The 26,387-nt window shown below is 69.2% G+C and carries 19 protein-coding genes; 8 read left to right on the forward strand and 11 right to left on the reverse strand.

Going from position 1 to position 26,387, the window contains the following annotated elements:
• Positions 1-2: 2 nt before the first annotated feature.
• Positions 3-1,418 (reverse strand): prephenate-dependent tRNA uridine(34) hydroxylase TrhP, encoded by a 1,416-nt coding sequence (gene trhP, locus EKG36_RS02520; RefSeq protein WP_126480711.1) that lies wholly within the window; start codon positions 1,416-1,418, stop codon positions 3-5.
• Between the two features lie 342 nt (positions 1,419-1,760).
• On the opposite strand from trhP, the gene queC reads away from it, so the two are divergent.
• Genes queC through EKG36_RS02540 form a run of 4 tightly spaced genes read left to right on the forward strand, consistent with a single transcriptional unit; the run spans position 1,761 to position 4,228 of the window.
• Positions 1,761-2,480: a 7-cyano-7-deazaguanine synthase QueC gene (gene queC, locus EKG36_RS02525; RefSeq protein WP_126480713.1), complete on the forward strand. Its 720-nt coding sequence runs from the start codon at positions 1,761-1,763 to the stop codon at positions 2,478-2,480.
• Positions 2,473-3,117: a 7-carboxy-7-deazaguanine synthase gene (queE, locus tag EKG36_RS02530; RefSeq protein ID WP_126480715.1), complete on the forward strand. Its 645-nt coding sequence runs from the start codon at positions 2,473-2,475 to the stop codon at positions 3,115-3,117. The genes queC and queE overlap by 8 nt, the downstream gene beginning before the upstream one ends.
• Positions 3,117-3,962, forward strand: coding sequence for a 6-carboxytetrahydropterin synthase (locus EKG36_RS02535; RefSeq protein ID WP_126480717.1), 846 nt, complete (start codon positions 3,117-3,119; stop codon positions 3,960-3,962). The genes queE and EKG36_RS02535 overlap by 1 nt, the downstream gene beginning before the upstream one ends.
• Positions 3,959-4,228 carry a YkgJ family cysteine cluster protein gene (locus EKG36_RS02540; protein ID WP_126480719.1) on the forward strand — a complete coding sequence of 90 codons (270 nt, stop codon included), beginning with the start codon at positions 3,959-3,961 and terminating at the stop codon, positions 4,226-4,228. Before EKG36_RS02535 ends, EKG36_RS02540 begins: the two co-directional genes overlap by 4 nt.
• Positions 4,229-4,267: 39 nt before the next feature.
• Here the strand turns inward: EKG36_RS02540 and EKG36_RS02545 are convergent, their stop codons facing one another.
• Genes EKG36_RS02545 through EKG36_RS02555 form a run of 3 tightly spaced genes read right to left on the reverse strand, consistent with a single transcriptional unit; the run spans position 4,268 to position 9,297 of the window.
• The gene (locus EKG36_RS02545) at positions 4,268-8,167 is read right to left on the reverse strand and encodes an ATP-binding protein (protein WP_126480721.1); all 3,900 of its coding nucleotides are present in this window, start codon (positions 8,165-8,167) and stop codon (positions 4,268-4,270) included.
• Between the two features lie 32 nt (positions 8,168-8,199).
• A complete protein-coding gene (locus EKG36_RS02550) occupies positions 8,200-8,835 on the reverse strand; it encodes a MiaE family protein (protein ID WP_126480723.1) in 636 nt (211 codons plus the stop codon).
• Between the two features lie 27 nt (positions 8,836-8,862).
• Complete coding sequence (locus tag EKG36_RS02555; protein ID WP_126480725.1) at positions 8,863-9,297, reverse strand: DUF1289 domain-containing protein; 435 nt, start codon at positions 9,295-9,297, stop codon at positions 8,863-8,865.
• Between the two features lie 237 nt (positions 9,298-9,534).
• Between EKG36_RS02555 and acnB the strand changes: the two genes are divergently transcribed.
• The 3 genes from acnB to EKG36_RS02570 all read left to right on the forward strand — a co-directional run bounded on the left by acnB (position 9,535) and on the right by EKG36_RS02570 (position 14,759).
• Positions 9,535-12,138: a bifunctional aconitate hydratase 2/2-methylisocitrate dehydratase gene (gene acnB / locus EKG36_RS02560; protein ID WP_126480727.1), complete on the forward strand. Its 2,604-nt coding sequence runs from the start codon at positions 9,535-9,537 to the stop codon at positions 12,136-12,138.
• Positions 12,139-12,318: 180 nt separating this feature from the next.
• Entirely contained in the window at positions 12,319-12,804 is a 486-nt protein-coding gene (gene rraA, locus EKG36_RS02565) for a ribonuclease E activity regulator RraA (RefSeq protein WP_126480729.1), read from the forward strand.
• Positions 12,805-12,875: 71 nt separating this feature from the next.
• Entirely contained in the window at positions 12,876-14,759 is a 1,884-nt protein-coding gene (locus tag EKG36_RS02570) for a glycerophosphodiester phosphodiesterase (protein ID WP_126480731.1), read from the forward strand.
• 8 nt (positions 14,760-14,767) lie between these two features.
• Here EKG36_RS02570 and EKG36_RS02575 read toward each other — a convergent pair whose 3' ends face one another.
• The 5 genes from EKG36_RS02575 to ppsA all read right to left on the reverse strand — a co-directional run bounded on the left by EKG36_RS02575 (position 14,768) and on the right by ppsA (position 22,875).
• Positions 14,768-16,591: a gamma-glutamyltransferase family protein gene (locus EKG36_RS02575; RefSeq protein WP_126480733.1), complete on the reverse strand. Its 1,824-nt coding sequence runs from the start codon at positions 16,589-16,591 to the stop codon at positions 14,768-14,770.
• Positions 16,592-16,647: 56 nt separating this feature from the next.
• A complete protein-coding gene (locus EKG36_RS02580) occupies positions 16,648-17,067 on the reverse strand; it encodes a hypothetical protein (protein ID WP_126480736.1) in 420 nt (139 codons plus the stop codon).
• A 72-nt stretch (positions 17,068-17,139) separates the two neighbouring features.
• Positions 17,140-17,916: a universal stress protein gene (locus tag EKG36_RS02585; protein WP_126480738.1), complete on the reverse strand. Its 777-nt coding sequence runs from the start codon at positions 17,914-17,916 to the stop codon at positions 17,140-17,142.
• Positions 17,903-20,278, reverse strand: a complete 2,376-nt coding sequence (locus EKG36_RS02590; protein WP_126480740.1) for a Lon protease family protein — start codon at positions 20,276-20,278, stop codon at positions 17,903-17,905. Before EKG36_RS02590 ends, EKG36_RS02585 begins: the two co-directional genes overlap by 14 nt.
• A gap of 224 nt (positions 20,279-20,502) precedes the next feature.
• A complete protein-coding gene (gene ppsA / locus EKG36_RS02595; protein WP_126480742.1) occupies positions 20,503-22,875 on the reverse strand; it encodes a phosphoenolpyruvate synthase in 2,373 nt (790 codons plus the stop codon).
• Positions 22,876-23,120: 245 nt separating this feature from the next.
• Between ppsA and ppsR the strand changes: the two genes are divergently transcribed.
• Positions 23,121-23,954 (forward strand): posphoenolpyruvate synthetase regulatory kinase/phosphorylase PpsR, encoded by an 834-nt coding sequence (gene ppsR, locus EKG36_RS02600; protein ID WP_126480744.1) that lies wholly within the window; start codon positions 23,121-23,123, stop codon positions 23,952-23,954.
• Here ppsR and EKG36_RS02605 read toward each other — a convergent pair.
• Together EKG36_RS02605 and EKG36_RS02610 are read right to left on the reverse strand one after the other, a co-directional pair.
• Positions 23,951-25,156: a CaiB/BaiF CoA transferase family protein gene (locus EKG36_RS02605; protein ID WP_126480746.1), complete on the reverse strand. Its 1,206-nt coding sequence runs from the start codon at positions 25,154-25,156 to the stop codon at positions 23,951-23,953. The two genes, ppsR and EKG36_RS02605, sit on opposite strands and share 4 nt — an antisense overlap.
• A 20-nt stretch (positions 25,157-25,176) precedes the next feature.
• Positions 25,177-26,358, reverse strand: coding sequence for an acyl-CoA dehydrogenase (locus EKG36_RS02610; RefSeq protein WP_126480748.1), 1,182 nt, complete (start codon positions 26,356-26,358; stop codon positions 25,177-25,179).
• Between the last annotated feature and the right edge of the window lie 29 nt (positions 26,359-26,387).

The raw sequence follows: 26,387 nt of genomic DNA on the forward strand, positions 1-26,387 counted from the left end.
GCTCAGTTCAGGTCGCGCATCAGCAGGGCGAACTCGATCCGCTCCGGCGCAATGGCCTCGCCCGGCACCGGGATGCGTACCACATGGCCGGAGCCGGGGGCCGCGCCCACGCTCTCGCCCCGGCGATTCTCGATGTGCTCGAGAGTAAAGCGGCGGTTGCCGCCGGGCAGCATCAGCTCCATGCCATCGCCGACCTCGAAGCGGTTCTTGACGTCGATCTCCAGCACGCCGCGGTCGGGATCGTAGCCAGTGACCTCGCCGACGAACTGCTGGTGCACGCCCACCGAGTTGCCCTGCTCGTAGTTCTGGTACTCGTCATGCACATGGCGGCGATAGAAGCCTTCGGTGTAACCGCGGTTGGCCAGGTTGTCGAGCTCGTCCATCAGCCGCATGTCGAAGGGCCGGCCGGCCACGGCGTCGTCGATGGCCCGCCGATAGACCTGGGCGGTACGCGCCACATAGTAGTGGGACTTGGTGCGCCCCTCGATCTTCAGCGAGGTGACCCCCATCTCGGTCAGCCGTGGCACGTGCTGCACCGCGCGCAGGTCCTTGGAGTTCATGATGTAGGTCCCATGCTCGTCCTCGAAGACCGGCATCAGCTCACCGGGCCGGGTACGGTCCTCGATCAGCGCCGAGAGCTCGTCCTGGCCCTCCACGCCGCCGGCGCTGGCGGTGCTCACCTCGGCACTGCCCCCGGCGGAGGCGATCATGCCGCCGCCCTGCCCGGGGGTCCAGATGCCGCTGGCGGCATGGGCGCGGGCCGAATTGGCCGGCACCAGATCACCGGTCTCGTCTTCCGCTGCCGCCACGGTGTTGTACTTCCAGCGACAGGCATTGGTGCAGGTTCCCTGATTGGGGTCCCGGTGGTTGAAGTAGCCGGACAGCAGGCAGCGCCCCGAATAGGCGATGCACAGGGCGCCGTGGACGAAGGTTTCGATCTCCAGGTCCGGGCATTCGGCGCGGATCTGGGCGATCTCCTCCAGGGACAGCTCGCGCGACAGGATGATGCGACTGATGCCCTGCTGCTGCCAGAACCGCGCAGCGGCATAGTTGACCACGTTGGACTGCACCGAGAGGTGAATGACCTGCTCGGGCCAGCGCTCGCGGATCATCATGATCAGGCCGGGGTCGGACATGATCAGCGCGTCGGGGCCCGCCTCGATCACCGGCTCCATGTCGCGCAGGTAGGTCTTCAGCTTGCTGTTGTGCGGCGCGATGTTCGAGGCCACGTAGAACTGCTTGCCCCGCTCGTGAGCGTAGGCAATGCCCTTGTGCAGGTTGTCGAGCTTGAAGTCGTTGTTGCGCACGCGCAGCGAGTAGCGTGGCTGGCCGGCGTAGACGGCATCCGCCCCGTAGGCGAAGGCATAGCGCATGTTCTTGAAGGTGCCGGCGGGCGACAGCAGTTCGGGGGCTTTCATGGAGTTCACCGTTGTCAGGACGATGGCGCGCGAGGGCGCAGGGTGTGAAGGGGCACGGATTATAGCAGGGACGAGGGACGAGGGACGAGCGGTAGGGTCGAGGCGCAAGTGGTGAGGGGCGCCGGGGACAGCTCGCAGAGGGGGCGTTTGACCAAGGATGGCAACAGGAGCGCCCATGAGGGGGCATAGCGCCTCCTCGTCGACCTGTCGTCCGGGCCCCCGAGGAACGGCGATAGCGCCGGAGGGCGAGCCCGCTTGGCGCCTGTCCTTCCGGTCAAGTACACTAGGCGACCTGCCGGACCGGACCCCGGTTAAGAAAATTCTCCGACCCACAGGTACCCCATGTCCAAACCCGCTTCCCCTGCCACCGTGGTCATCTACTCCGGCGGCATGGATTCCTACACCGTGCTGCACCGCGCCCTGCGCGAGGGCCGCGAGGTGCATGCCCTGTCCTTCGACTATGGCCAGCGCCACGCCAAGGAGCTCGAGGTGGCCCGCCGGGTCTGCCGTGATCTCGACCTCCCCCACCAGGTGGTCGACATCCGGGCCATCCACGGCCTGATCGACAACTCGGCGTTGACCGACGCGAGCCGTGAGATGCCCGAAGGGGACTACGCCGCCGACAACCTCGCCGACACCGTGGTGCCCAACCGCAACATGATGCTGCTGTCGCTGGCCATCGCCAAGGCCGTGAACATCGGCGCCGACCGGGTCGACTACGGCGCCCATGGCGGCGACCACGTGCTCTATCCGGACTGCCGTCCCGAGTTCGTCACGGCCATGAACGCCGTCGCCGGCATCGCCAACTTCGCGCCGGTTTCCATCCATGCCCCCTACCTGAGGGCCGGCAAGGCCGAGATCCTCGCCGACGGCCTCGCCATGGGCCTCGACTACGCCGCGACCTGGACCTGCTATCGCGGCGAGCCCCTGGCCTGCGGGCGCTGCGGCAGCTGCCGGGAGCGCCTGGCCGCCTTCGCCGCCAATGGCGTCCCTGACCCCCTGGGCTATGCTCAGCGGCCCGATACCGCCGCCGAAGCATCCGAGGCTGCCGGCGATGTATAGCGTCAAGGAAGCCTTCTACTCGCTGCAGGGAGAAGGCGGCCAGGCCGGGCGCGCGAGCGTCTTCTGCCGCTTCGCCGGGTGCAACCTGTGGTCGGGCCGCGAGGTCGATCGCGCCAGTGCCGCCTGCCGGTTCTGCGATACCGACATCCGCGGCACCGACGGCCAGCACGGCGGACGCTTCGCCAGTGCCGCGGCCCTCGCCGAGCATCTGACCATGCTCTGGCCGGACGCACCCGGCACGGCCACCCCCCAGGTCATCTTCACCGGCGGCGAACCGCTGCTGCAGCTCGACGGCGCCCTGATCGAGGCCATGCACGACCGCGGCTTCGACGTCGCCGTGGAGACCAACGGGACCCTCCCGGCGCCTCCCGGCATCGACTGGTTGTGCGTCAGCCCCAAGGGCACCGCGCCCCTCGTCCAGACCTCGGGGGACGAGCTCAAGCTGGTCTACCCCCAGGACGATGCCCCGCCCTCGCGCTTCGTCGACCTGGACTTCCGACATTTCTTCCTGCAGCCCATGGACACCGCCCCCCTGGGCGGCGGCGATGCCGCCCTGGCCGACACCGTGACCTACTGCCTGGGCCATCCCCAATGGCGGCTGTCATTGCAGACCCACAAGATCGCGGGGATCGACTGATGACGCTTTTCGTCAACCGGCTCACCCACCTCGATGTCTCCCTGTGGTGCCCCGAACATGGCCTGATGGGCGCCAGCTGGCGCGTGGATGCGGAGCTCGACGGCGAGCTCGGCGAGGATGGCATGCTGTTCGACTTCGGCGAGGTCAAGCCGTGGATCAAGTCGCGCCTCGATCGGGGCGCCGATCACACCCTGCTGGTGCCCACCGAGGCCCCCGGCGTCAGCGTGCGCGACTGCCCCGAGGGCCTCTGCGTGCGCACCGAGACGCCCTACCCTCTGGAGGTCCGCGGCCCCCGCCAGGCCTTCACCCTGCTGCCCTGGCACAGCGTCACCCCGGACCGGCTGGCCGACCGACTGGCCACCGAGTTGATGCGCCAGCCGCCGGAACGGGTCGGCGAGATTCGCCTGACGCTCCTCGAAGAGGCCATCGAAGGGGCGAGCTACACCTACAGCCATGGGCTGCGCCGCCATGCCGGCAACTGTCAGCGCATCGCCCACGGCCATCGTTCGCGGCTGCATGTCTGGCAGGACGGCGAGCGGCGCCCCGACCTGGAGGCGGAATGGGCGCAGCACCTGGCGCATCGCTACCTGGTGGACGAGGCGGATATCGTCGAGGGTCGCGAGGCCTCCTTCCTCGGCCGTCTGAGCAGCCGCTACCACGCCGACCAGGGCCGCTTCATGCTGACCCTGCCGCGGGAACGCTGCGTGGTGCTGCCCACGCCCACCACCGTGGAGCATATCGCCGCCTGGCTGGCCGGCGAGATCGCCCGGGACACCGGCCGCCCGACCCGGGTCCAGGCCTTCGAGGGCATCGACAAGGGGGCACTGGCGGAGGCCAGGCCATGAGCGCAGAGGCCGTCACCGCGGGCTGCCGCCCCGGTTGCGGGGCCTGCTGCATCGCCCCCTCGATCAGCTCTGCCATCCCGGGGATGCCCGACGGCAAGCCGGCCGGCGTGCGCTGCGTGCAGCTCGACGACGACAACCTCTGCCGACTGTTTGGCGACCCGCGCCGACCCGCCGTGTGCGAGCGCTTTGCCTTCGACCCGGCGCTGTGCGGGGAACACCGGGAGCAGGCACTGGCGCGGATCGCCAGCCTGGAAGTGGCCACCTAGCGGCGCGGGGCCCACTGCACCCCGGCCGCAGTGCCAGGCTCAATCCTCGACGTCGGCGGTATGCGGCAGGCGCTTGTCGAGCAGGGTCCGCCAGCGCACCAGCACGGGGGCATCACTGTGGCTGACCTCGCCGAGCAGCGCCCGGAAGGCCTCCCGGGCAGTCTCATCGTCGGGATCGACCAGCGTCAACCAGGCCTCCAGGGCACACAGCTCCTGATGCAGGTTGCCGTCACCGCGGGCCTGCTGCAGGGCCTGGTCGGTCAGCGCACGCACCTCCTCGGCCGGGTGACCGAGGCGATGCCGTACCCTGGCCAGCTGGACCGCCAGCTCGGGCACAAACAGGGTGGTGCGCTCCCGAGCGATCATCAGGCACTGATCGAGATAGTCCTCGGCACGGGCCAGCTCGCCCAGCGACATGCAGGCATCGACCAGCCACAGCGCCGGCCGCTGATAGGGATCGCGACCGGTGACCTCGGCGAGTTCCTCCAGGGCGGCCTCGATGCGGGTCAGCCCCTCGCGGTCCCCCGACAAGGCCCGCTGCCAGCCCAGCACGGTCCGCGCCGCGACCTGCCACAGGTGCAGGTCCGGCGTGCCGGTGATCTCGAAGGCCCGCTCGGCGCGATTGGCCGCCAGGTGCACGTGCCCCACCTGACGGTACAGGGAGGCGGCATACATCAGCGCCATGGCCAGGCTGCCGGGATGATTGATCTGCTCGGCGAGGCGGATCGCCGATTCCACCTGCTGCTCGGCGCGGCGGTAGTCGCCACGCAGGCACAGGGCCCAGCCCTGGAAACAGGCGGCGGCCACCTGGGGGTGGTCGGAGAACGGCAGCCACTCGATCATCATCGAGACGTTGAGCGGATCGATCTCCTCGAGATGTTCGTAGGCCTGCTGGATGCGTCCCGCCCAGTACTCGCAACTCGCCCGGGCGAAGTCGGCCAGGCGACGATAGCGCGGGTCCTCGAGGTGCGCGGCCAGGTCGGCCAGCCGCGAGGCCAGCAGGAAGGCATCGGCGTGGGCGTTGCGCTGGCTGCAACCCACCCACAGGCCCCACTTGACCAGGAAGGCCTGTTCCAGATCCTCGCTGTCCTCCGGCGCCTCCTCGGCACAGGTCAGCAGCTCCCGGGCCCGCACGAAGCTCTCGTGGGCGGTGGGCGAGCCGTGCCCTTCGAGAGCGAAGGCCGCCTGGCCGCGCACCGTGTGCAGGCTGATCTCACGCTCCTGCTGGCCCTCCACGTGGCGTAGGCTGGCCAGCCCGAAGTCGGCCATGCGCAGCGCCGTGCGATTGGCGCTGACCTTGAGCGCCTCCCGGGCCGCCAGCTCGAAGTAGCGGGCCCCGCGGGCATAGTGGCCGCTGCGCCGCAGGTGGGTGGCGAAATCCCCCGGATGGCGACTGATCCATACCGGGAAGCGCTCCTCGATCAGGCCGACCACCTGCCGATGGATACTGACCCGCACGTCGCGGGGGCAGGACAGGTAAGCCGCCTCCTGGAGCAGCTGGTGGGTGAACTGGTAGCCACGCCCCTCCTCGGCATCCTCGGCCGGCTCGATGATCTCCAGCCGGCACATCTGCTCGAGGGCCGCGGTCAGCCGAGACATCTCCCAGCCGCTGCATTCGGCCAGGAAGTCGAGCCGAAAGCGACGCCCCAGCACCGCGGCCACATGGGCCACCTCACGATCGGCATCCAGCTGGTCGATACGGCTGGCCAGCAGGCCGAGCAGGCCACGCGGCAACTCGTCCAGCTGGACGCTGCGCCCCTCGCGGCGATCCATGTCGACGCGGCGGCAGATTTCCTGGAGGTACAGCGGCACCCCATCGCAGCGCTCGATGATCTGGCTGCGCAGCCGCGGACTGAAGTGCAGTCGGTAGCGCCGGGCGAGCTGCGACAGCAGTCGCGAAGCCTGCATGGGGTCGAGGCGCCCGAGGGTGATCTGCTGGTCCCAGTCGAGCCGTGCCGGCAGGGCCTCGCGGCCATGGTGGCTGGCCACCAGCAGGAAGGGACAGTTGATGGGCAGCCGGGCCTGGAGACCGGCCAGCACCTTGAAGGAGGGCTCGTCGAGCCACTGCAGGTCATCGATCATCAGCACCAGGGTGCGCTCGGCGGCCAGCTCACCGATCAGCCGGTGCAGCAACCCGACCACCAGCTCCACGGCCTCGCCGCTCTGGGCCAGGGCCGCCATCTCGCGGGGCTCGCGCACCCCCAGGGCCTCCTCCAGCAACAGCCGATGATCGTCATCCAGCGCCCCGCCCTCGATCTCGGCCAGGGCCTCGGCGTCGATGGCCCCGCCGAGATGCCAGCGTAGCAGCTGGCGCGCCACGCCGTAGGGTTCCTGGACGGACAACCGCGTGGTGGGCTGCCAGCAGATCGCCGCCTCGCGGCTCTGCTCGAGCTGGCGGAAGCCGACCAGCAAGGCCGACTTGCCGAGCCCCGATGGCCCGCGTACCAGGACGCTCTGGCGCAGCCCGATGCCGGCCCGGGCCAGGGCGTCACGCAGCGTGCGCAGCGCCGACTCGCGCCCCACCAGGCTCGGCGGCAGGGCCTCCCGCCCGCCTTCATTGGTACCCAGCACCAGCGCCCGCAGACGCACCCGGCCATCGCTGGCCATCAGCCGCGAGGACAGCCGGGGCTGCAGGTCCAGGGCCGGCGGCATGTGCTGGCTGGCCTCCTGGGAAATCACCAGCTCGCTGCCCTCGGCCGCGCTCATCAGGTCCAGGGCACCCTGGGTGACCTGGCCGAGCGGATCGACCAGGTGGCGCTCGGGTAGGTAGACCACCCGACCACTGTTGAGCCCGGCGGCGAAGGCAATTCGCGGTGGCTCGCCCTCGCCGTTCCAGTGCCGCTGGCACTCGTCGGGCAGCACGCGGCGACAATGCTCGTAGAGAGCCACCAGTTCAGCGAGCTGGTGGGCCGGGCCATGGGTGCCGAAGCAGGCCAGCCCCAGGCCGCCGGTGGCGCCGGGCAACCAGAAGCCGCCCAGGTGATGGCACTGCTGTTCCAGCCAGCGCATCAGCTCGATCTGCAGGGCCAGGCAGGCCCGCGCCTCGCTGCGGGCCGAGAGGTCGGCGTCCAGGGTCAGGCGGATCGCCATTACCGAAAGCTGGCGCTGCTCGATCTCGTCCTCGCGCAGCGGCGTGCTGTCGGGCGCCAGTGCCCGGGAGAAGGCGCCGCTCGGCCCGGCGCTCTGCTCGGGCTTGCCGTCGGACCAGTAGCGCGCCAGTTGCAGGAAGGCCGGGTCGGGCTGCTGGCCGGTCAGCGCCAGCAGCTGCAGGTAGGCATTGTACTGCTCGTGGGCGGCGGCCAGCTGGCCGTGCTCGGCCAGTTGGCGCACCAGCCGCTCGTGGAAGGGCCCGTAGCCGGAAAAGCGGCTGACCAGCGCCTGCAGCAGGCTATCCGGCAACGGCTCATGCTGCTCGAGCACGGCCTCGGCGAAGCGGATCACGCGCTGACGCCACTCGTTGCGGACCTGGACCAGCCAGCGCTGGAAGTCGGCGCAGGCACTGAGCTGCAGTTCCTCGACGAGATCGCCCTGATAGCAGGCCAGCACCGCCTCCAGGCTGGCCACATCGGCCGGCGCATCAAGCAGGGCCTGCAGCTCGTGAAGGTCGAAGTGCCAGCTCTCGGGCAGCTTGAAGGCGATGGTCTGGCGTGACACCGACAGCACCTGCTCGGCCTGCTCGCCCAGCGATTGCCGCAGGCAATGCAGCGCGTGGCGCAGGTTGGTACGGCCGGACGACAGCCCCTGGTCCGGCCACAGCAGCTCGGCCAGGGTGGCCCGGTTGACCGGCTGATCGTGGAGCAGCAGGTAGACCAGCAGTGCCTTGACCTTGTCGTAGCTGAAATGGGTCAGGGCGTCGTCGCCCAGGGTCAGCGAGAAGTGACCGAAGAGGGCCAGGCGATCCTGGTCGTCATGGGTAACGGCGTCGGAAGCATCCCGCATGGTGGTCGGTCCTGCTGGGCGGCGCGGCGGCTTCAGGCCGGTACGCCGCTGTGAAAACGAAATGCCGTGTCCGGCATGGTGATCAGTTCGGCCTCGCGCTCGGCGAGGAACGCGAGGCGCGCATCGAGCGCCTCCGGGGCGAGCTGCCGTGCCAGCATCAGATAGTCCTCATAGTGACGCCCTTCCGACTTAACCAGACCGCGATAGAACTTGGCAAGCTCGGTGTCCAGGTGCGGGATCAGGCGAGCGAAGCGCTCGCAGCTGCGTGCCTCGATCAGCGCCCCGACCAGCAGGATGTCGACCAGCCGGTGGGGCTCCTCGCCGCGCACGTGACGGCGCAGCCCCTCCGCATAGCGTGACGCCGCGATCTGGCGGTAGACGATGCCCCGGGCCTCCATCAGCTTGAGCACCTGCTCGAAGTGCAGCAGCTCCTCCCGGGCCAGCTGGCACATCTTGGCCAACAGCAGCGGCTGGTCGACGTAGCGGTGGAGCAGGCTCATGGCGGTGGCGGCAGCCTTCTTCTCGCACTGGGCATGGTCAATCAGCAGCAGCTCGGGGTTGGCCAGCGCCCAGTCGACCCAGGCATCGGGGGTGGCGCAGGGCAGGAAGTCGAGCAGTCCCGGGGGCAGCAGGTCGTCGAGGTCGGGCGCGGCAAGCATCGCAGTCATGTCGGGGTCGTCCGGCGGTACAGGGGTTCAGGAGAGGGGCACGGCGGCATGGCGACGCGTCTCGGCGGCCGCCATCAGCTCGGCCGAGATCCGCTCGTGCAGGGCGGCGGCGTCCAGCGGCTGGCGTGGCGCCAGGCCGTAGCGGGACAGGTCACGGATCCGCCCGCGCCCCACCCGCAACAGTTCCACGGCCCGGGACAGCGGGGGCTGCTCGGCACGGAAGCGGATGCCATGGCGCTGCAGCTGAGTCTCCAGGGCCTCGGTATCCACCACCTCCAGGTGACGCCCGGCCACCGCCGCGCGCAGCGCGTCGAGCGCGACCATGCGACGCTCACGCTCCTCGCCGGTCAGGGCCGGCCAGTCGCGGATCTCGCCATCCAGGCGTTGACAGCCGCGACAGACGCGATCGCCCACCGTGGTCGAACAGAGCCCCACGCAGGGTGAGGTGACACGCCCGGCCATCGTCTGCTCCTCTCCGTTGATTCGTCGTCATGGTAACGCGCCACGCGCGTGCTGGCACCCTGCAGGGCGGCGCAGACCAAAGTTCAAGGCCCGCCGCAGCGGGCGTTCTTAACATTGTCGACAGTTTCTTCTAGAATTGCGCCACCGTTGACCGTGTCGATTCATGCGCCGAGCTGTCTCGTGCGACGGCCCCGTCGCGCGCCCGACTCGGCTATCACAACCAATGAGGGCCACCACGTGCTTGAAGCCTATCGCCAACATGTCGAGGAGCGTGCCCAGGCCGGCGTTCCGCCGAAGCCCCTGAACGCCGAGCAGACGGCTGCCCTGGTCGAGCTGCTGAAGAACCCGCCCGCCGGGGAAGAAGAGGCCATTCTCGACCTGCTCACCAACCGGGTCCCGCCGGGCGTCGACGAGGCCGCCTACGTCAAGGCCGGCTTCCTCACCGCGATCGCCAAGGGCGAGGCCGAGTCCCCGCTGATCGACCGCGTCCATGCGGTCAAGCTGCTGGGCACCATGCAGGGCGGCTACAACATCGTCTCCCTGGTCGAGTTGCTGGACGATGAGGCGCTGGCCGGCGAGGTCGGCGAGCAGCTCAAGCATACCCTGCTGATGTTCGATGCCTTCCACGACGTCGACGAGCGCGCCAAGGCCGGCAACACCGTGGCCAAGGACATCATCCGGTCCTGGGCCGAGGCCGAGTGGTTCCTCTCCAAGCCGGCCCTCGACGAGAAGATCACCCTGACCGTGTTCAAGGTGCCCGGCGAGACCAACACCGACGACCTCTCCCCGGCCCCGGATGCCTGGTCGCGCCCGGACATCCCGCTGCATGCCAACGCCATGCTCAAGAACGAGCGCGACGGCATCACCCCCGAGGAGCCCGGCGTCACCGGTCCGCTCAAGCAGATCGAGGAGGTCAAGGCCAAGGGCTTCCCGGTCGCCTATGTCGGCGACGTGGTGGGTACCGGTTCCTCGCGCAAGTCCGCCACCAACTCCGTGCTGTGGTTCTTCGGTGACGACATCCCCAATGTCCCGAACAAGCGCGCCGGCGGCTTCTGCTTCGGCGGCAAGATCGCCCCGATCTTCTTCAACACCATGGAAGACTCCGGTGCCCTGCCCGTCGAGATGGACGTCGAGAAGCTCGCGATGGGCGACGTCATCGACGTCTACCCTTACGAGGGCAAGGTCTGCAAGCATGGCACCGACGAGGTGCTGACCACCTTCGAGCTCAAGACCCAGCTGCTGCTCGATGAGGTGCGCGCCGGCGGCCGTATCCCGCTGATCATCGGCCGCGGCCTGACCGCCAAGGCCCGCGAGTCCCTGGGCCTCGAGCCCTCCGAGGTCTTCCGCAAGCCGGAGCAGCCCGCCGACACCGGCAAGGGCTTCACCCTGGCCCAGAAGATGGTCGGCAAGGCCTGCGGCATGGACGGCGTGCGCCCGGGCATGTACTGCGAGCCGAAGATGACCACCGTGGGCTCCCAGGACACCACCGGTCCGATGACCCGTGACGAGCTCAAGGACCTGGCCTGCCTGGGCTTCCAGGCCGACCTGGTGATGCAGTCCTTCTGCCACACCAGCGCCTACCCGAAGCCGGTGGACGTGGAGACCCACCACACCCTGCCCGACTTCATCATGAACCGCGGCGGCGTCTCGCTGCGCCCGGGCGACGGCATCATCCACTCCTGGCTGAACCGCATGCTGCTGCCCGATACCGTGGGCACTGGCGGCGACTCTCACACGCGCTTCCCGATGGGCATCTCCTTCCCGGCGGGCTCCGGTCTGGTGGCCTTCGCCGCCGCCACCGGGGTGATGCCGCTGGACATGCCGGAATCGGTGCTGGTGCGCTTCAAGGGCAAGCGCCAGCCCGGCGTCACCCTGCGTGACCTGGTCCACGCCATCCCCTACTACGCCATCCAGCAGGGCCTGCTGACCGTCGAGAAGTCCGGCAAGAAGAACGCCTTCTCCGGTCGCGTCCTGGAGATCGAGGGGCTCGAGGACCTCACCGTGGAGCAGGCCTTCGAACTCTCCGACGCGTCCGCCGAACGCTCCGCGGCCGGCTGCACCATTACCCTGGGCGAGGACTCGGTCGCCGAGTACCTGAAGTCCAACATCACCCTGCTCAAGTGGATGATCGCCAACGGCTATGGTGACAGGCGCACCATCGAGCGCCGCATCCTGGCCATGGAGGAGTGGCTGGCCAACCCGAGCCTGATGCGCGCCGACAAGGACGCCGAGTACGCCGAGGTCATCGAGATCGACCTCGACCAGCTGGCCGAGCCGGTACTGTGCGCCCCGAACGATCCGGACGATGCCCGCCTGCTCTCCGAGGTGGCCGGCCAGTCCATCGACGAGGTGTTCATCGGCTCGTGCATGACCAACATCGGCCACTTCCGCGCCGCCGGCAAGCTGCTCGAGAAGCAGCCCGCCGGCAGCCTGAAGACCAAGCTGTGGCTGGCACCGCCGACCAAGATGGACCAGCACCAGCTGACCGAGGAAGGCTACTACGGCATCTACGGCCGCGCCGGGGCCCGCATGGAAATGCCCGGCTGCTCGCTGTGCATGGGCAACCAGGCACGGGTCGCCGCCAAGAGCACCGTGGTCTCCACCTCCACCCGCAACTTCCCCAATCGCCTGGGCGATGGCGCCGATGTCTACCTGGCCTCCGCCGAGCTGGCCGCGGTCGCCGCGGTGGAAGGCCGGCTGCCCTCCGTCGAGGAGTACCAGCGCTATATGGGCGAGTTCGACGCCATGGCCGGCGAGATCTATCGCTACATGAACTTCCACGAGATCGAGGAGTTCCAGAAGGCTGCCTCGAACGTGATCCCGGTGGCTCAGGAGGCCTGAGCCCCACCATCGACGCCGATGCTCGCACCATCGAAGGCCCGCCGCCCGGCGGGTCCGTCGACCACCGAAGCGCCCCGTCCGGGGCGCTTTTTTTCATGCTCTCCCCCCACCAAGGGGGCATTTTCCCCTCGCCCGTCTGTGGCATCATCGGGGCCTCACTATCATCGCTGCGAGGTTCCCATGACGTCCATCGTCACCCCCGATATCTGCGACGCCTATCCGGAAGTCGCGGTCCTCGAGCCGCTGTTCGTCAACTTCGGTGGCCTGGAGGCCTTCTGCGGACCGGTGCGCACCGTGAAATGCTTCGAGGACAACTCGCTGGTCAAGCAGGCCGTCGCCGAGCCCGGCGACGGGGCCGTACTGGTCGTCGACGCCGGCGGCTCGACCCGCTGCGCAATGCTCGGCGACATGCTGGCCGAGCAGGCCGCCGGCAACGGCTGGTCCGGCGTGATCCTGTACGGCTGCGTGCGCGACGTGGACATCCTGGCCGAGACCGACCTCGGCATCCAGGCACTGGCCGCCCACCCCCGCAAGAGCGAGAAACGCGGCGAGGGCCAGCGGGATCTCCCGGTCAGCTTCGCCGGGGTGACGATCACCCCCGGCCAGTGGGTCTACGCCGACAACAACGGCATCCTGGTCGCCGACCAGCGCCTGACGCTGCCGTGATCGCCCCTGGGATTGCCCCGCTCCCCCGGAGGGTGCCACCCTGAGGCCATGACCTCACCATCGCGTCGTTCATGCTGGCCCTGCCCCGATTGACCGGCGATGTGTTGCGCAGCCTGCGCGAGCACCTGCGCCCGCTCGTCGCCTATCACCTGTTCTTCACGCTGCTGGCCTCCAGCCTGCTGCTGCCGGCGGCGGGCTGGGCCCTGGCTCACCTGCTCGGACACTTTGGCCGGCCACTGCTCTCCCCGGGGGCCCTGCTCGAGATCCTGCTGACCCCCGCAGGCCAGGCCTGGCTGCTGGCCGCCCTGGGCGTCATCTTCCTGCTGCTGTACCTGCAGCAGGCCGGCATGACCCTGGTCGCGGTGCGCCCGCGGGACCATCACGTCCGCCTGGCCTTCGAGGCCCTGTGGGGCAGCCTGCGGCGGCTGCCATCGCTGTGCGGCCTGGTCGTGCTCCAGGTCGGCAGCCAGTTGCTGCTGGCGCTGCCGCTGGTGTTGGCCCTGGTGGGGCTGCACGACCTTCTGCTGGGCCGCCTGGACTCCTACTACGTCCAGCAGGTGCGCCCGCCGGCATTCTGGGGCTTCCTGGCCGCGGCCCTGCCGCTGGTACTGCTCTGGGCGGTGGCGGCCGCCACCCTCTACACGCGCTGGCACCTGGCCTTGCCGGTGCTGATCCTCGAGGAGGCGTCCCCGCGACGTGCCCTGGCCCGCAGCGTCGCCTTGACCCGCAGCCGCGGGCATGACATCGCGCTGTCGATCCTGGTGCTGCTGGCGGTGATCCTCGCCCTGCCACTCGCGGCGAGCGCCGCCTTCGATGCCCTCTTCACGCCCTTGCTCGGGCACTTGCCCGAGCGCCGGGCGGTGCTGGTTCCCGCCATGCTCGGCTATGTGGGGCTGTATGTGCTGGTCACCCTGGCCATCACCTTCCTCGGCATCGCCGCCAACGCCCTGATGGGAGCCTGCCTGTACCTGCGCCTGGCGCATCGCGAGCCCAGGCCGCCCGCCCCACCCGTCGGCGCCCATCCGGGCCGACTGGCCTGGGCCGTGGAGCTGGCCGTGGTGCTGTTCGCGATCGGTCAGGCCTGGCTGATCGTCAACCGCTTCGAGCTGCGCGAGGAGGTGGCGATCATTGCCCATCGGGGGAGTTCGCTGAAGGCCCCGGAGAACACCCTGGCAGCCATCGATCAGGCCATCGTCGACGGCGCCGACCTGATCGAGGTCGATGCCCGCCTGACCGCCGATCAGCAGGTGGTGCTCCACCACGACAGCAGCCTGGCCCGGCTCTCCGGCGATGCCCGGCGCATCGCCAGCCTCGACCGAGCCAGCCTCGACGAGGTGGACGTGGGCAGCTGGTTCGGCGATCCCTATGTGGGCACCCGGATTCCCGGCCTCGACGAGGCGCTGGTCCGGGTCCGTGGGCGCGCCGGCCTGATGATCGAGCTCAAGCCCTCGGCGGGGAACGGTCCGACCCTGGTGCGGCAGGTGCTCGATGTCCTGGCCAAGGAACGCTCGGCACGCCTGGCCTGCCGCGAGCGTGCCCCCGACGGCATCCGGCGCGCCGCCTGTGGGGAGCCCGCCGTGCTGGAGCAAGTGGCGCTGGCGACCCAGGCCTACTCGCTGCTCGCCGAGATCGAGCGCCAGGCCCCCCGGGCCCGCACCATCCTGCTGGCTCAGCTGGTGATGCGCGGCACCCTGCCGCGACATGGCTTCGATGCCCTGGCCCTGCGCCACAACCGCATCGACGCAGACGAGGTGCGCCGCGCCCACCACTATGGCTACCGGCTCTATGCCTGGACCATCAACGACCCGGCACGCATGTCGCGGCTGATCGACCTCGGCGTGGACGGCATCATCACCGACCGCCCGGACCGGCTGGCGGCGCTGATCGCCGAACGCCACCGGCTCGGCGACGGGGCCCTGATGCTGGTCAAGCTGCGCAACTGGCTGCGGGGATGACGGCCGCGTCAGTCCTCGCCGGCGGTGTCGCCTCCTCGCGGGTCGCTGGCAGCGACCAGGCCATCGTTGCCACGCCGCAGGACCTGCAGGCCACTGGTCAGCGCACCGGTTTCGACATCGTGCCCTCGCTCGGCGAGGGCGCTGCGCACCGCCTCGGGATAGCCATCCGCCTCGAGACGGACCAGCCCCTCACGCGTGACCACATGCGGCAGGCCGATGGCCGTTGCCGGGTCGAGCTGCCAGTCCAGCAGGGCCACCAAGGTCTTGGCCAGGTAATGGACGATGGCAGCGCCGCCGGAGGTCCCCAGACTCGCCACCAGGTCGCCGCTCTCCCGGTCGAAGACCAGGGTCGGGCTCATGCTCGAACGCGGCCGCTTGCCGGCGGCCACCCGGTTGGTGAACGGGGTGCCCTGCTGATCCGCCGGGCGGAAGGAGAAATCGGTCAGCCCGCTGTTGAGCAGATAGCCACCGGGCTTGCCGGTCCCCCCATCGGCCAGCAGTCGCGCCCCGAACGACTGTCCGACGGAGGTGGTCACGGCCACGGCCTGTCCCGCGGCATCGATAACGCTGATATGGCTCGTGCCGTGCTCCGCCTGGACGGGCGACATCGCCCAGGCGCTGTCCAGGGCGCCCGGGTTGCCCGCTCCCACTTGATCATCGTCCAGGCGCTGCTCGCCGATGAGGTCGGCGCGACTGGCCAGGTAATCGTCGGCCAGCAGCGTCGACCAGTCGCCGCCCGGCGGGTCGACGAAGCCCGGATCGGCGATGTAGCGGTTGCGGTCGGCGAGCGCCAGCCGCGACGCCTCGACGAAGCGATGCAGCCAGGCCGCTGTCGGCCGCCCCTTCTCCAACGGCGCCTCCAGCGGGGAGAGCTCGGCGAGCATGCCGAGCATCTGCATGATGGAAAGGTGCCCTGAGGACGGCGGCGGGAAGCCACAGACCCGCCAGCGCCGCCAGGGGACACAAAGCGGCTCGCGCTCCTTGGCGACATAGGTGGCGAGGTCCTCGAGGCTCATTGCGCCTGGCAGCTCGGGATGTCCCTGGACCCGGGCCACCAGGTCCTCGGCGACGGCGCCGGTATGCAGCGCCGAACTGCCCTGCTCGGCGATCAGGCGGAGGATCGCCGCCAGGGCGGGATTGGTCAGCGTATTGCCTGCCGGCAGGGGGTCATCGTCCTCCGTGAAGTAGAGGGCGGCCACCGCGCCGTCGTCGGCGAGCTCGGCGGCCGCCGCCAGCTCATGGTGCAAGCGGTGACTCACCGGGACCCCCTGCTCGGCCAGCGTGATGGCCGGCGCGACGAGGCTCGCCCAGGCCAGGCGGCCGTGAGCCTTGTGGGCCACCTCCAGCATCCTCAGCATGCCCGGCACCCCGACGGCACGGCCACTGGAGGCAGCCACGGGCAAGGTCAGCGGCTTGCCCTCTCCGTCCATGAACAAGGTCTCGTCCACCCCAGCGGGCGCACTCTCCCGACCGTCGAAGGCCCGCACCTGCTCCCCGTCGAAGTGCATCAGGAAACCGCCACCGCCGATGCCGCTGGATTGGGGGTGCACCAGGGCCAGTACCAGCTGCGCGGCGACGGCGGCGTCGATGGCCGAGCCTCCGGCGGCGAGGACCTGATGGCCCACGTCGCTGGCCAGCGGGTGCGGTGTGACGATGGCGAAGGGCTCGGCCGCCTCGCCGGACAGGCGGGCCTGATCGCCGAGATCGGAGGCGTCAGGACGCTGGTACTCGAACGACGACTCGGCCTGGCTCAGCGGGGGGATGAGCACCAGCAGGGTGCCCAGCACCGCCTGACCCAGTCGACGGCGGAATGGCGGGGGATGTCTCTCCATGGCCTCGGCTCCCGTGATGATCGCGACAAAGCCCCACCAGCATAGGCGATGTCGGCTCAGCGCCGACACCGCCAGGCCGCCACCAGGCCCAATAGCGACATCCCGAGCAGCCCGGCGGCGGTCCAACCGAGGCCCTCGACCAGCCGGTGGAAGGCGCCGGGCGCCGGCCGGGAGCGGGCGGCCATGCCATGGGCCGCCAGCAGGCTGCCGCCATACAGCAGCAGGGTCACCAGGCCCAGGGGCAGCGCCGACCCCAGGGGCGCCACGGCGCGGGTCAGGCGCCAGGGGGACGCTGCCGACGGCTGCTCGGCCTGGCGGCGTCGGGTCGGGCGGGCGGCGGGACGCCTGGTGCGCGTCCGGCGGCGGGGGCCACCCCCCAGCCGGCCGGCGAGCCAGCTCACTGCACGCCACAGTGCCCAGCCCAGGGTGAAGCATACCGACAGGGCCAGGCCACCCATCACCAGGAAATACGCCATCAAGAGGTCCTTCACGTCGACTACGGGGCGCCCATGATGCCAAATGGCTGGCACGCTGTGGACGCCAATCGCTCAGGGCACCACCACCAGCGGGATCGTCAGCCGCAGGAGCCAGTCAGGATCCTCGCCGAGCAGCGTCTCGAGCTCGCCGCGATGCAGCAGCAGGGCCCCGTTGCGGCACACCGCCAGGCGCCGTGCCAGGGTCGCCGCATCGCTCCTGGGGATCGGCTCGAGCGTGTCGAAGAGCGCCGCCAAGGGCCCGGGAATCAGCCCAGCCTCGCCCTGGCGCGGATCGGCCAGCACCCGCAGGGGACCCGGCGCCACCGGGATGCCCTGGTCATCCCAGATGACGACCGGACATGGGGCCGAGAGGATCAGGCCACGACTGGTGGAACCCAGCGCGCCGCCCCAGCCACTGGTTACCCCCGACCGGCCGAGCAGCATCACATCGCCCGGCCCGGCAATCGACAGGGCCTCGCTGATCACGCGCCCGCGACTGATGCGCAGCGAATGCCGGAGTTCTCGCCCGGCGACCGCGCCTTCCAGCGCCCGGGCGACCCGCTGTGCCTGACGGGCCAGGCTCGCCTCGAGCTGGGGGGTCGTCAGGCGCCGGGCCAGCCCCGAGACAGCCCCGATCTCACGGGCAAACGGAAAGGCCACGCTGTGCAGGAGATCCTGATCCTCGACGTAGAGGGCCACCAGCTCGACCCCCTCGCGCTCGGCCAGCTCCACCGCCAGGGATAGCGCCGCCAGGCTGTGTTGCGAGGCGTCCAGCAGGGCCAGGACCCGGGCCGCGGCCAGCATGGCCTCATCGGCCCCGGCCTCCCGGGGATCGTCAGCCTTGGTCACGCTGCCCCTCCTCACCGCCGGCGGCGGACTTGTCCCGATGGCGTGTCACCGCCTTGCGGAAGCTCGAGAGCCTGGCCTTGACCCGCGACTCCAGGCGCGCTCCCTTCCCGGAGGCCTCGACCAGCAGCGCCAGGGCCTCGTCCACGTGGCGGATGGCATAGAGCCGGAAGCGCCCCGCCGCCATGGCGTCGCGGACCTCTCGGCCGAGCATCAGATGCTCGACATTCGCGGCCGGCAGGATCACCCCCTGCTCGCCGGTCAGCTCGTCCCGCTCGCGGCACACCGTGAAGAAGCCCTCAACCTTCTCGTTGACGCCGCCCACCGCCTGGACCTCGCCATGCTGGTTGATGGAACCGGTGACGGCGAAGGCCTGGTCCAGGGGCACACTGGCGATCGCCGAGATCAGCGCGCAGGCCTCGGCCACCGAGGCACTGTCGCCCTCGATACCGCCATAGCTCTGCTCGAAGGCCAGGCTCGCGGACAGTGACAGTGGCGTGTCGCCGGCATAGCGGCTGGCCAGGTAGCGAGACAGGATCATCACCGCCTTGGTATGGATCGGCCCCCCCATCTTGGCCTCGCGCTCGATATCCACCACCTGCCCGGCCCCGGGTCGGGCGGTGGCGGTAATGCGCATCGGCTGGCCGAAGCCGTGCTCGGTCAGCCGCACCACCGACAGGCCATTCACCTGGCCGACCCGCAGCCCCCGGGTGGCGATCATCACCGTGCCCCGGGCGATCAACTCGAGGCTGCGTCGCTGCAGCCGGTCGGCCCGCCGGCGCTGCTGGGCCACCGCCCTTTCGACCGGACCGCGGCCGATCACCGCCTCGCCGGCCTGATCGGCCCAATGGTCGGCCTCCACCAGCAGGTCATGCAGGTCTCGATGTCGGGCGGTGAGCTTGTTCTGGTCATCGGCCAGCCGACTGGCCCGCTCGATCACCGCCGCGACCCCCTCGGGGTCGAGCGGCTTGAGCCCGGCCTCGCGTACCAGCATCGCGACCATCCGGGCATACAGCCCCAGGCGGTCGGCATCGCGGTCCAGCTCGTCCTCCAGGTCGGCCTGCACCTTGAACAGCTCGAGAAAGTCGGGGTCATGCTCACACAACAGGTAGTAGAGCAGGCGATCACCGAGCAGCACGACCTTGACGTCCAGCGGCACCGGCTCGGGTTCCAGGGTCAGGGTGCTGATCAGGCCATAGGCCTTCTCGAGGGACTCGGTGCGGATCTGCCCGCCGTCCAGCACCCGCTTGAGGGTGTCCCAGGCCCCGGGCTGCGTCAGCAGGCCGCGTACGTCCAGGATCAGGTAGCCTCCGCTGGCGCGATGGAGGGCACCGGCGCGAATCAGCAGGAAATCGGTGACCAGGGTGCCGTTCTGAACATGATGCTCGATGCGACCCACCAGATGCTGGTGGGAGGGCAGGTCCTGGTAGACCACCGGTGCCCCGCGGGCATCGGCGTTGTCCACCAGCAGGTTGAGGCGGAAGCGACTGAAGATGGCCTCGGGAGGGACCTCGGGGTCATCGGCATGGAAGGCTTCGCCATGCAGGAGGATCGCCTCGCGAATCGCCTGCAGATGCGCCAGGACGCCCGCATGTTCGGCATAGCGCTCCTCGAGCTCCGCCAGTGGCGCACCGATGACCGACTGCAGCATCTCCTCGTTGAGGGCATTGACCTGCTCGCGGAGTGACTTGGTCAGGCGAGGCATCTGCCGGATCGCGTGGGTCAACTTCTCCTGGAGGATCTCCACGGTGCGCTCGATGCGCTCGCGTTCCTCCGGTTCCAGGGCCTTGTAGTCCTCGGGGGACATCATCTCGTCACCGGCGGCCGGGGCGAAGGTGAACCCGCCGGGGGTCGAGAGCAACAGGATGTCGTGCTCCCTGGCCTCGCGGCGCACCGCCTCGACGGCGTCGCGCTGGCGCTCCCCCATGGCCTGCTTCAGCTCGTGCACCCGGTTCTGGTACTCGTCGCTCTCGAAGACGGCCGGGATCGCGGTCTCCAGTTCCTCGATCAACCGCTCGATATCGCCGCGCAGTTGCCGCCCCAGACCAGGCGGCAGGGTCAGCAGCAGCGGCATCGCCGGGTCTTCGAAGTTGTAGCGATAGCAGAGGTCCGGGGGCGGCGCCGCATCCCGGGCGCGCTCCTCCAGGAAGCGGGTGACCAGATCCCGCTGGCCGTGCCCGGGAGGACCGAGCACGTAGAGGTTGAAGCCGTCGTGGCGGATGGCCGTGCCCAGGCTCAGAGCCTCCCTGGCCCGGTCCTGCCCACCCAGCGGGTCCAGGGGCTCCAGATCACTGGTCAGGGCGAAATCGAAGGCCTCGCTCGGGCAACGCCGGAACACCGCCTCCACCGTCAAGGGTTCCACCATGGCATGTCTCCTGTGCCGACACGTCCAGTATGGAAGATGGCAAGGCGACCCGCCTGACCGGGGTCAAGGGCGCTGCGACCGACACGGGAGGAGATGGCTTACGGCGTGGAAGGTGCCAGCGATGGCATCGGCGGCCGCCGACTCGCGGGAGGGCATGTCGGGGCACTAACGGCGACACCCGGGCCAGGCCCGGGTGTCGCGTTGGCGGTGAAGGCGCGGTCGACTCAGCCCAGCTTTTCGCCAGCCAGCATGAACCAGGTCTCGAGCACCGCATCGGGGTTGAGGGACACCGAGTCGATCCCCTGTTCCATCAGCCACTTCGCCAGGTCAGGGTGGTCCGACGGTCCCTGGCCGCAGATGCCCACGTACTTGCCCTGGGCCTTGCAGGCCTGGATGGCCATGGACAGCAGCTTCTTGACCGCCGGGTTCCGCTCCTCGAAGAGGTGCGCGACGATGCCGGAGTCCCGGTCGAGCCCCAGAGTCAGCTGGGTGAGGTCGTTGGAGCCGATGGAGAAGCCATCGAAGTACTCCAGGAACTCGTCGGCCAGCAGGGCGTTGGCCGGCAGCTCGCACATCATGATGACCTTGAGGCCGTCATGCCCCCGCTCCAGGCCGTTGGCGGCCAGCAGGTCGACCACCTCGCGGGCCTCCTCGGTGGTGCGCACGAAGGGCACCATGATCTCGACGTTGTTCAGGCCCATCTCGTCACGGACGCGCTTCAGCGCCCGGCACTCCAGCTCGAAGCAGGGACGGAAGGCATCGGAGATGTAGCGCGAGGCGCCGCGGAAGCCGAGCATGGGGTTCTCTTCGCCCGGCTCGTAGAGCTTGCCGCCGATCAGGTTCTCGTACTCGTTGGACTTGAAGTCCGAGAGGCGCACGATGACCCGCTGGGGATAGAAGGAGGCCGCCAGGGTGGAGATCCCCTCCACCAGCTTGTCGACGTAGAAGCTGACCGGGTCGCTATACCCCGCAGTGCGCAGGTCGATGGTCTGCTGCAGGTCGGCGGGCAGGGTGTCGTACTCCAGCAGCGCCTTGGGGTGCACGCCGATCATGCGGTTGATGATGAACTCCAGGCGGGCCAGGCCGACGCCGGCATTGGGCAAGCCGGCGAAGCCGAAGGCGCGGTCCGGATTGCCCACGTTCATCATGATCTTGAAGGGGATCTCGGGCATGGCATCGACGCTGGTGACGTTGCGGTCGAATTCCAGCAGGCCGTCATAGACATGCCCGGTGTCGCCCTCGGCACAGGAAACGGTGACGTCGCGACCGTCGTCCAGGACCTCGGTGGCGTCGCCGCAGCCGACCACGGCGGGGATGCCGAGCTCGCGGGCAATGATCGCCGCATGACAGGTGCGGCCGCCGCGGTTGGTGACGATGGCCGAGGCCCGCTTCATGATCGGTTCCCAATCCGGGTCGGTCATGTCGGTGACCAGCACATCGCCGGCGTTGACCTTGTCCATGTCGTCCGGGGTCTCGACGATCTTGACCGCGCCGCGGCCGATGCGCTGGCCGATGGCGCGACCGGAGACCAGGGTGCGCCCTTTTTCCTTGAGCTGGAAGCGCTCGAGTTTGCCGCCTTCCTGCTGGGAAACCACGGTCTCGGGACGCGCCTGGACGATGTAGAGGCTGCCGTCGTCGCCGTCCAGCGCCCACTCGATGTCCATGGGACGACCGTAGTGCTCCTCGATGATCACCGCCTGGCGGGCCAGCGCCATGACCTGCTGGTCGTCGACGCAGAAGCGGCTGCGATCGGCCAGGGGCACGTCGACGGTCTCCACGGACTTGCCGGCGCTGGCGTCGTCGGTATAGACCATCTTGATCAGCTTGGAGCCCAGGTTACGACGCAGGACCGCCGGACGGTCGGCGGCCAGGGTCGGCTTGTGGACGTAGAACTCATCGGGGTTCACGGCGCCCTGCACCACGGTCTCGCCCAGTCCCCAGGAGGCGGTGACGAAGACCGCATCGCGGTAGCCGGACTCGGTGTCCAGGGTGAACATCACGCCGGAGGCGCCGGTCTCGGAGCGCACCATCTTCTGCACGCCGGCCGACAGCGCCACGTTCTCGTGAGCATAGCCGCGGTGCACGCGGTAGGAGATCGCCCGGTCATTGAACAACGAGGCGAACACCTCGTGGACGGCGCGCTTGATGTTGTCGAAGCCCTCGATATTGAGGAAGGTCTCCTGCTGGCCGGCGAAGGAGGCGTCCGGCAGGTCCTCGGCGGTGGCCGAGCTGCGTACCGCCACCTTGAGGTTGGGATGCCGGGCCAGCAGCTCCTCGTAGCTGTCGCGCAGCGCCTGCTCGAAGGCCGGCGGCAGCGGCGTGTCGATCACCCACTGGCGGATCTGGGCCCCGACCCGGGACAGCTCGGCGACATCATCCACGTCCAGGGTGGCGAGTGCCTGATTGATGCGGTCGTTGAGCCCCTCGTGGGACAGGAATTCGCGATAGGCGTCCGCCGTGGTGGCGAAGCCACCGGGAACGGTGACGCCGGCACCGGCGAGGTTGGAGATCATCTCGCCGAGTGAGGCGTTCTTGCCGCCTACCCGCTCGACATCATCCATGCCCAACTGATCGAACCACAGAATGTAATTGTCCACGTGAGACCCCCTTGGATGGCGTCGCCGGGAACTCCTTGGCGCGCCGTCATGACTGGATGTTGGCGACTCTACCAGCGGCGATCCATATTCGCCATTGGTCTAACATCGAAGTCACTGGAGGTTTTTTACAACATTTTCCCGGAAGCGCCGATTCCTGTAGTGAGCGCCCTGTGCCGCGGCTTGTGCCATGACCGAACAGGCTCGACAATGGAGGGCCTTTCCCACAGCCTGAGCGACACCCCGCCATGCCCCGTACCGCCTTCTTCATTTCCGACGGCACCGGCATCACCGCCGAGAGCCTGGGTCGCAGCCTGCTGGCCCAGTTCGAGAACGTCGAGATCCGCATGCTCACCAAGCCCTATATCGACAGCATCGACAAGGCCCGGGGCCTGGTCCAGATCATCGAGGGCGCGGCGGTCAAGGACGGCGAGCAACCCATCATCATCGACACCATCGTCGATCAGGACGTACGCGACGTGATCCGCGACGCGCCGGGCTTCAAGGTGGACATCTTCTCCACCTTCCTCAAGCCCCTGGAGCAGGAGCTGGCCACCCACTCCTCTTACAGCGTGGGCCGGACCCACGCCATCGGGCGCGACGACGTCTACATGGACCGTATTCACTCGGTGCATTTCGCCCTGGACAACGACGACGGGGCCCGCACGCATCAGTACGACAAGGCCGACATCATTCTGGTGGGGGTATCGCGCTGCGGCAAGACGCCCTCCTCGCTCTATCTGGCACTGCAGTTCGGCATTCGCGCCGCCAACTACCCGCTCACCGAGGACGACCAGGACGAGGACGGCAACCTCAAGCTGCCCAAGGCACTGGAGCCGCATCGCCACAAGCTGTTCGGCCTGACCATCGACCCGCGGCGGCTGGCGGCGATCCGCCACGAGCGACGCCCCAACAGCCGCTACAGCTCCATCGATCAGTGTGTGCAGGAGGTCCAGCAGGCCGAGGCCCTGTACCGGCGCATGCACATCCCGTTCATCGATACCACCCGCTTCTCGGTGGAGGAGATTTCTACCCGGATGATCGCCGAGACCGGCATCAATCGACGCTTCTCCCCCCGCTAACGCACGATGCCCTGGCGCCGCAGCCGGGCAATGTCCGCCGCCGTCAGCCCCATCTCGGCCAGCAGCGCATCGCTGTCCTGCCCGAGCCCCGGCGGCGGCACCTCGCTGGTGACGCTGTCGCCGTCGAAGCGCAGCGGGTTGGCCACCTGGGGGATGCGCCTTCCGCCGTCTGGCAGCTCCCGGCACAGGCCGCGGTGACGCACCTGGGGATCGGCGAAGACCTCGGTGAGGGTGTTGATGGGGCCGGCGGGAATGCCCCGCGCCTCGAGCTCGGCAAGCCAGGCATCCCGCCCCTGGGCCAGGAAGGCCTCGGCGATCATCGGCACCAGTACCTCGCGGTTGCCGACCCGCGCGGCGTTGGTGGCGAAGGCCGGGTCCCCGGCCCACTCGGGGCGGCCGAGCAGGTCCGCGAGCCGGGCGAACTGGGCGTCATTGCCCACGGTCAGCACCAGGTGGCCGTCGGCGCAGGCGAAGGCCTGGTAGGGCACGATATTGGGGTGGGCATTGCCGTGACGCTCGGGGTCCTGGCCGGTGACCAGCGCATTGAGCGCCTGGTTGGCCAGGGTGGCCAGCTGGACGTCCAGCAGCGCCACGTCGATATGGCGCCCTTCCCCGGTCCGGCGACGCTCGTGCAGGGCGGCCAGCACCCCGATGGTGGCATAGAGCCCGGTCATCACGTCGGTGATCGCCACGCCGGTCTTCATGGGCAGGCCGTCGGGCTCACCGGTCAGGCTCATCAGCCCCCCCATGGCCTGGATCATGAAGTCGTAACCCGCGCGATGCGCATAGGGACCGTCCTGGCCGAAGCCGGTGATGGAGCAGACCGTCAGCCGCGGGTTGCGCGCGCGCAGTCGCGCCGCGTCCAGGCCGTACTTCGCCAGCCCGCCGACCTTGAAGTTCTCCAGCACCACATCGGCACCCTCGGCCAGGGCCCGCACCAGGGCCTGGCCGTCCGGGGTGGCGATGTCCACGGCCAGCGACTGCTTGCCGCGGTTGGCGCAGAGGTAGTAGGCCGCCAGGCGCGACGCGTCGGCCTCGCCCTCGAGCCAGGGCGGTCCCCAGCCCCGGGTGTCGTCGCCGCGCTCGGGATGCTCGATCTTGATCACCCGCGCGCCCAGGTCCGCCAGCAGCTGGCCGGCCCAGGGGCCGGCCAGCACCCGCGACATGTCCAGAACCACCACGCCGTCTAGGGGTCCACTCATCAGCGTCTCCTTGCCAGAAGTCAGCCGGTAAAGGCCTGCAGGCCGGTCTGGGCCCGCCCCAGAATCAGCGCATGGACGTCATGGGTGCCCTCGTAGGTGTTGACCGCCTCGAGGTTCATCACATGGCGGATCACATGGTATTCGTCGCTGATGCCGTTGCCGCCGTGCATGTCCCGGGCCTGGCGGGCGATATCCAGGGCCTTGCCGCAGTTGTTGCGCTTGATCAGCGAGATGGCCTCCGGTACCAGCTGCCCCGCGTCGATCATACGCCCCACCCGCAGCGCCGCCTGAAGCCCCAGGGTGACTTCGGTCTGCATGTCGGCGAGCTTCTTCTGGATCAGCTGGTTGGCGGCCAGGGGGCGACCGAACTGCTTGCGGTCGAGGGTGTACTGGCGGGCAGCATGCCAGCAGGCCTCCGCAGCGCCCATGCTGCCCCAGGCGATCCCGTAGCGGGCCCGGTTGAGGCAGGAGAAGGGGCCCTTGAGGCCGGTGACACCGGGCAGGCGCTGGTCGTCGGAGACCTCCACGTCCTGCAGGGCGATCTGGCCGGTGACCGAAGCGCGCAGGCTGAACTTGCCCTCGATCTTGGGGGCGGACAGCCCCGCCATGCCCTTCTCGAGCAGGAAGCCGCGGATCACGCCGTCGTCATCGCGTGCCCAGACCACGAGGACATCGGCGATGGGCGAGTTGGTGATCCAGGTCTTGGTGCCGTTGAGTCGCCAGCCCCCGTCGGTGCGGGTGGCCCGGGTGGACATGCCGCCGGGGTCAGAGCCGTGGTCGGGCTCGGTCAGGCCGAAGGCCCCCACCCACTCGCCGCTGGCCAGCTTCGGCAGATAGCGGGCCTTCTGCGTCTCGCTGCCGAAGGCGTCGATGGGGTACATCACCAGGCTCGACTGCACGCTCATGGCGCTGCGGTAACCCGAGTCGACCCGCTCGACCTCCCGGGCGATCAGGCCGTAGCTGACATAGTTCATCCCGGCACAGCCATGGCCCTCCAGGGTGGCCCCCAGCAGGCCCAGCTCCCCCATCTCGTTCATGATCTCGCGGTCGAAGTGCTCGTGGCGGTTGGCCTCGAGCACCCGCGGCAGCAGCTTGTCCTGGCAGTAGTCGTGGGCGGTCTGCAGGACCATCCGCTCGTCCTCGTCGAGCTGGTCGAATAGCCGCAGGGGGTCGTCCCAGGTGACGGGGGTGATCTGGCTCATGGTGAACACTCCTTAGCAATTTCTACATT

It is taken from the genome of Halomonas nitroreducens, from assembly GCF_003966155.1.
In the GTDB taxonomy this organism is placed as follows: Bacteria; Pseudomonadota; Gammaproteobacteria; order Pseudomonadales; family Halomonadaceae; genus Halomonas; species Halomonas nitroreducens.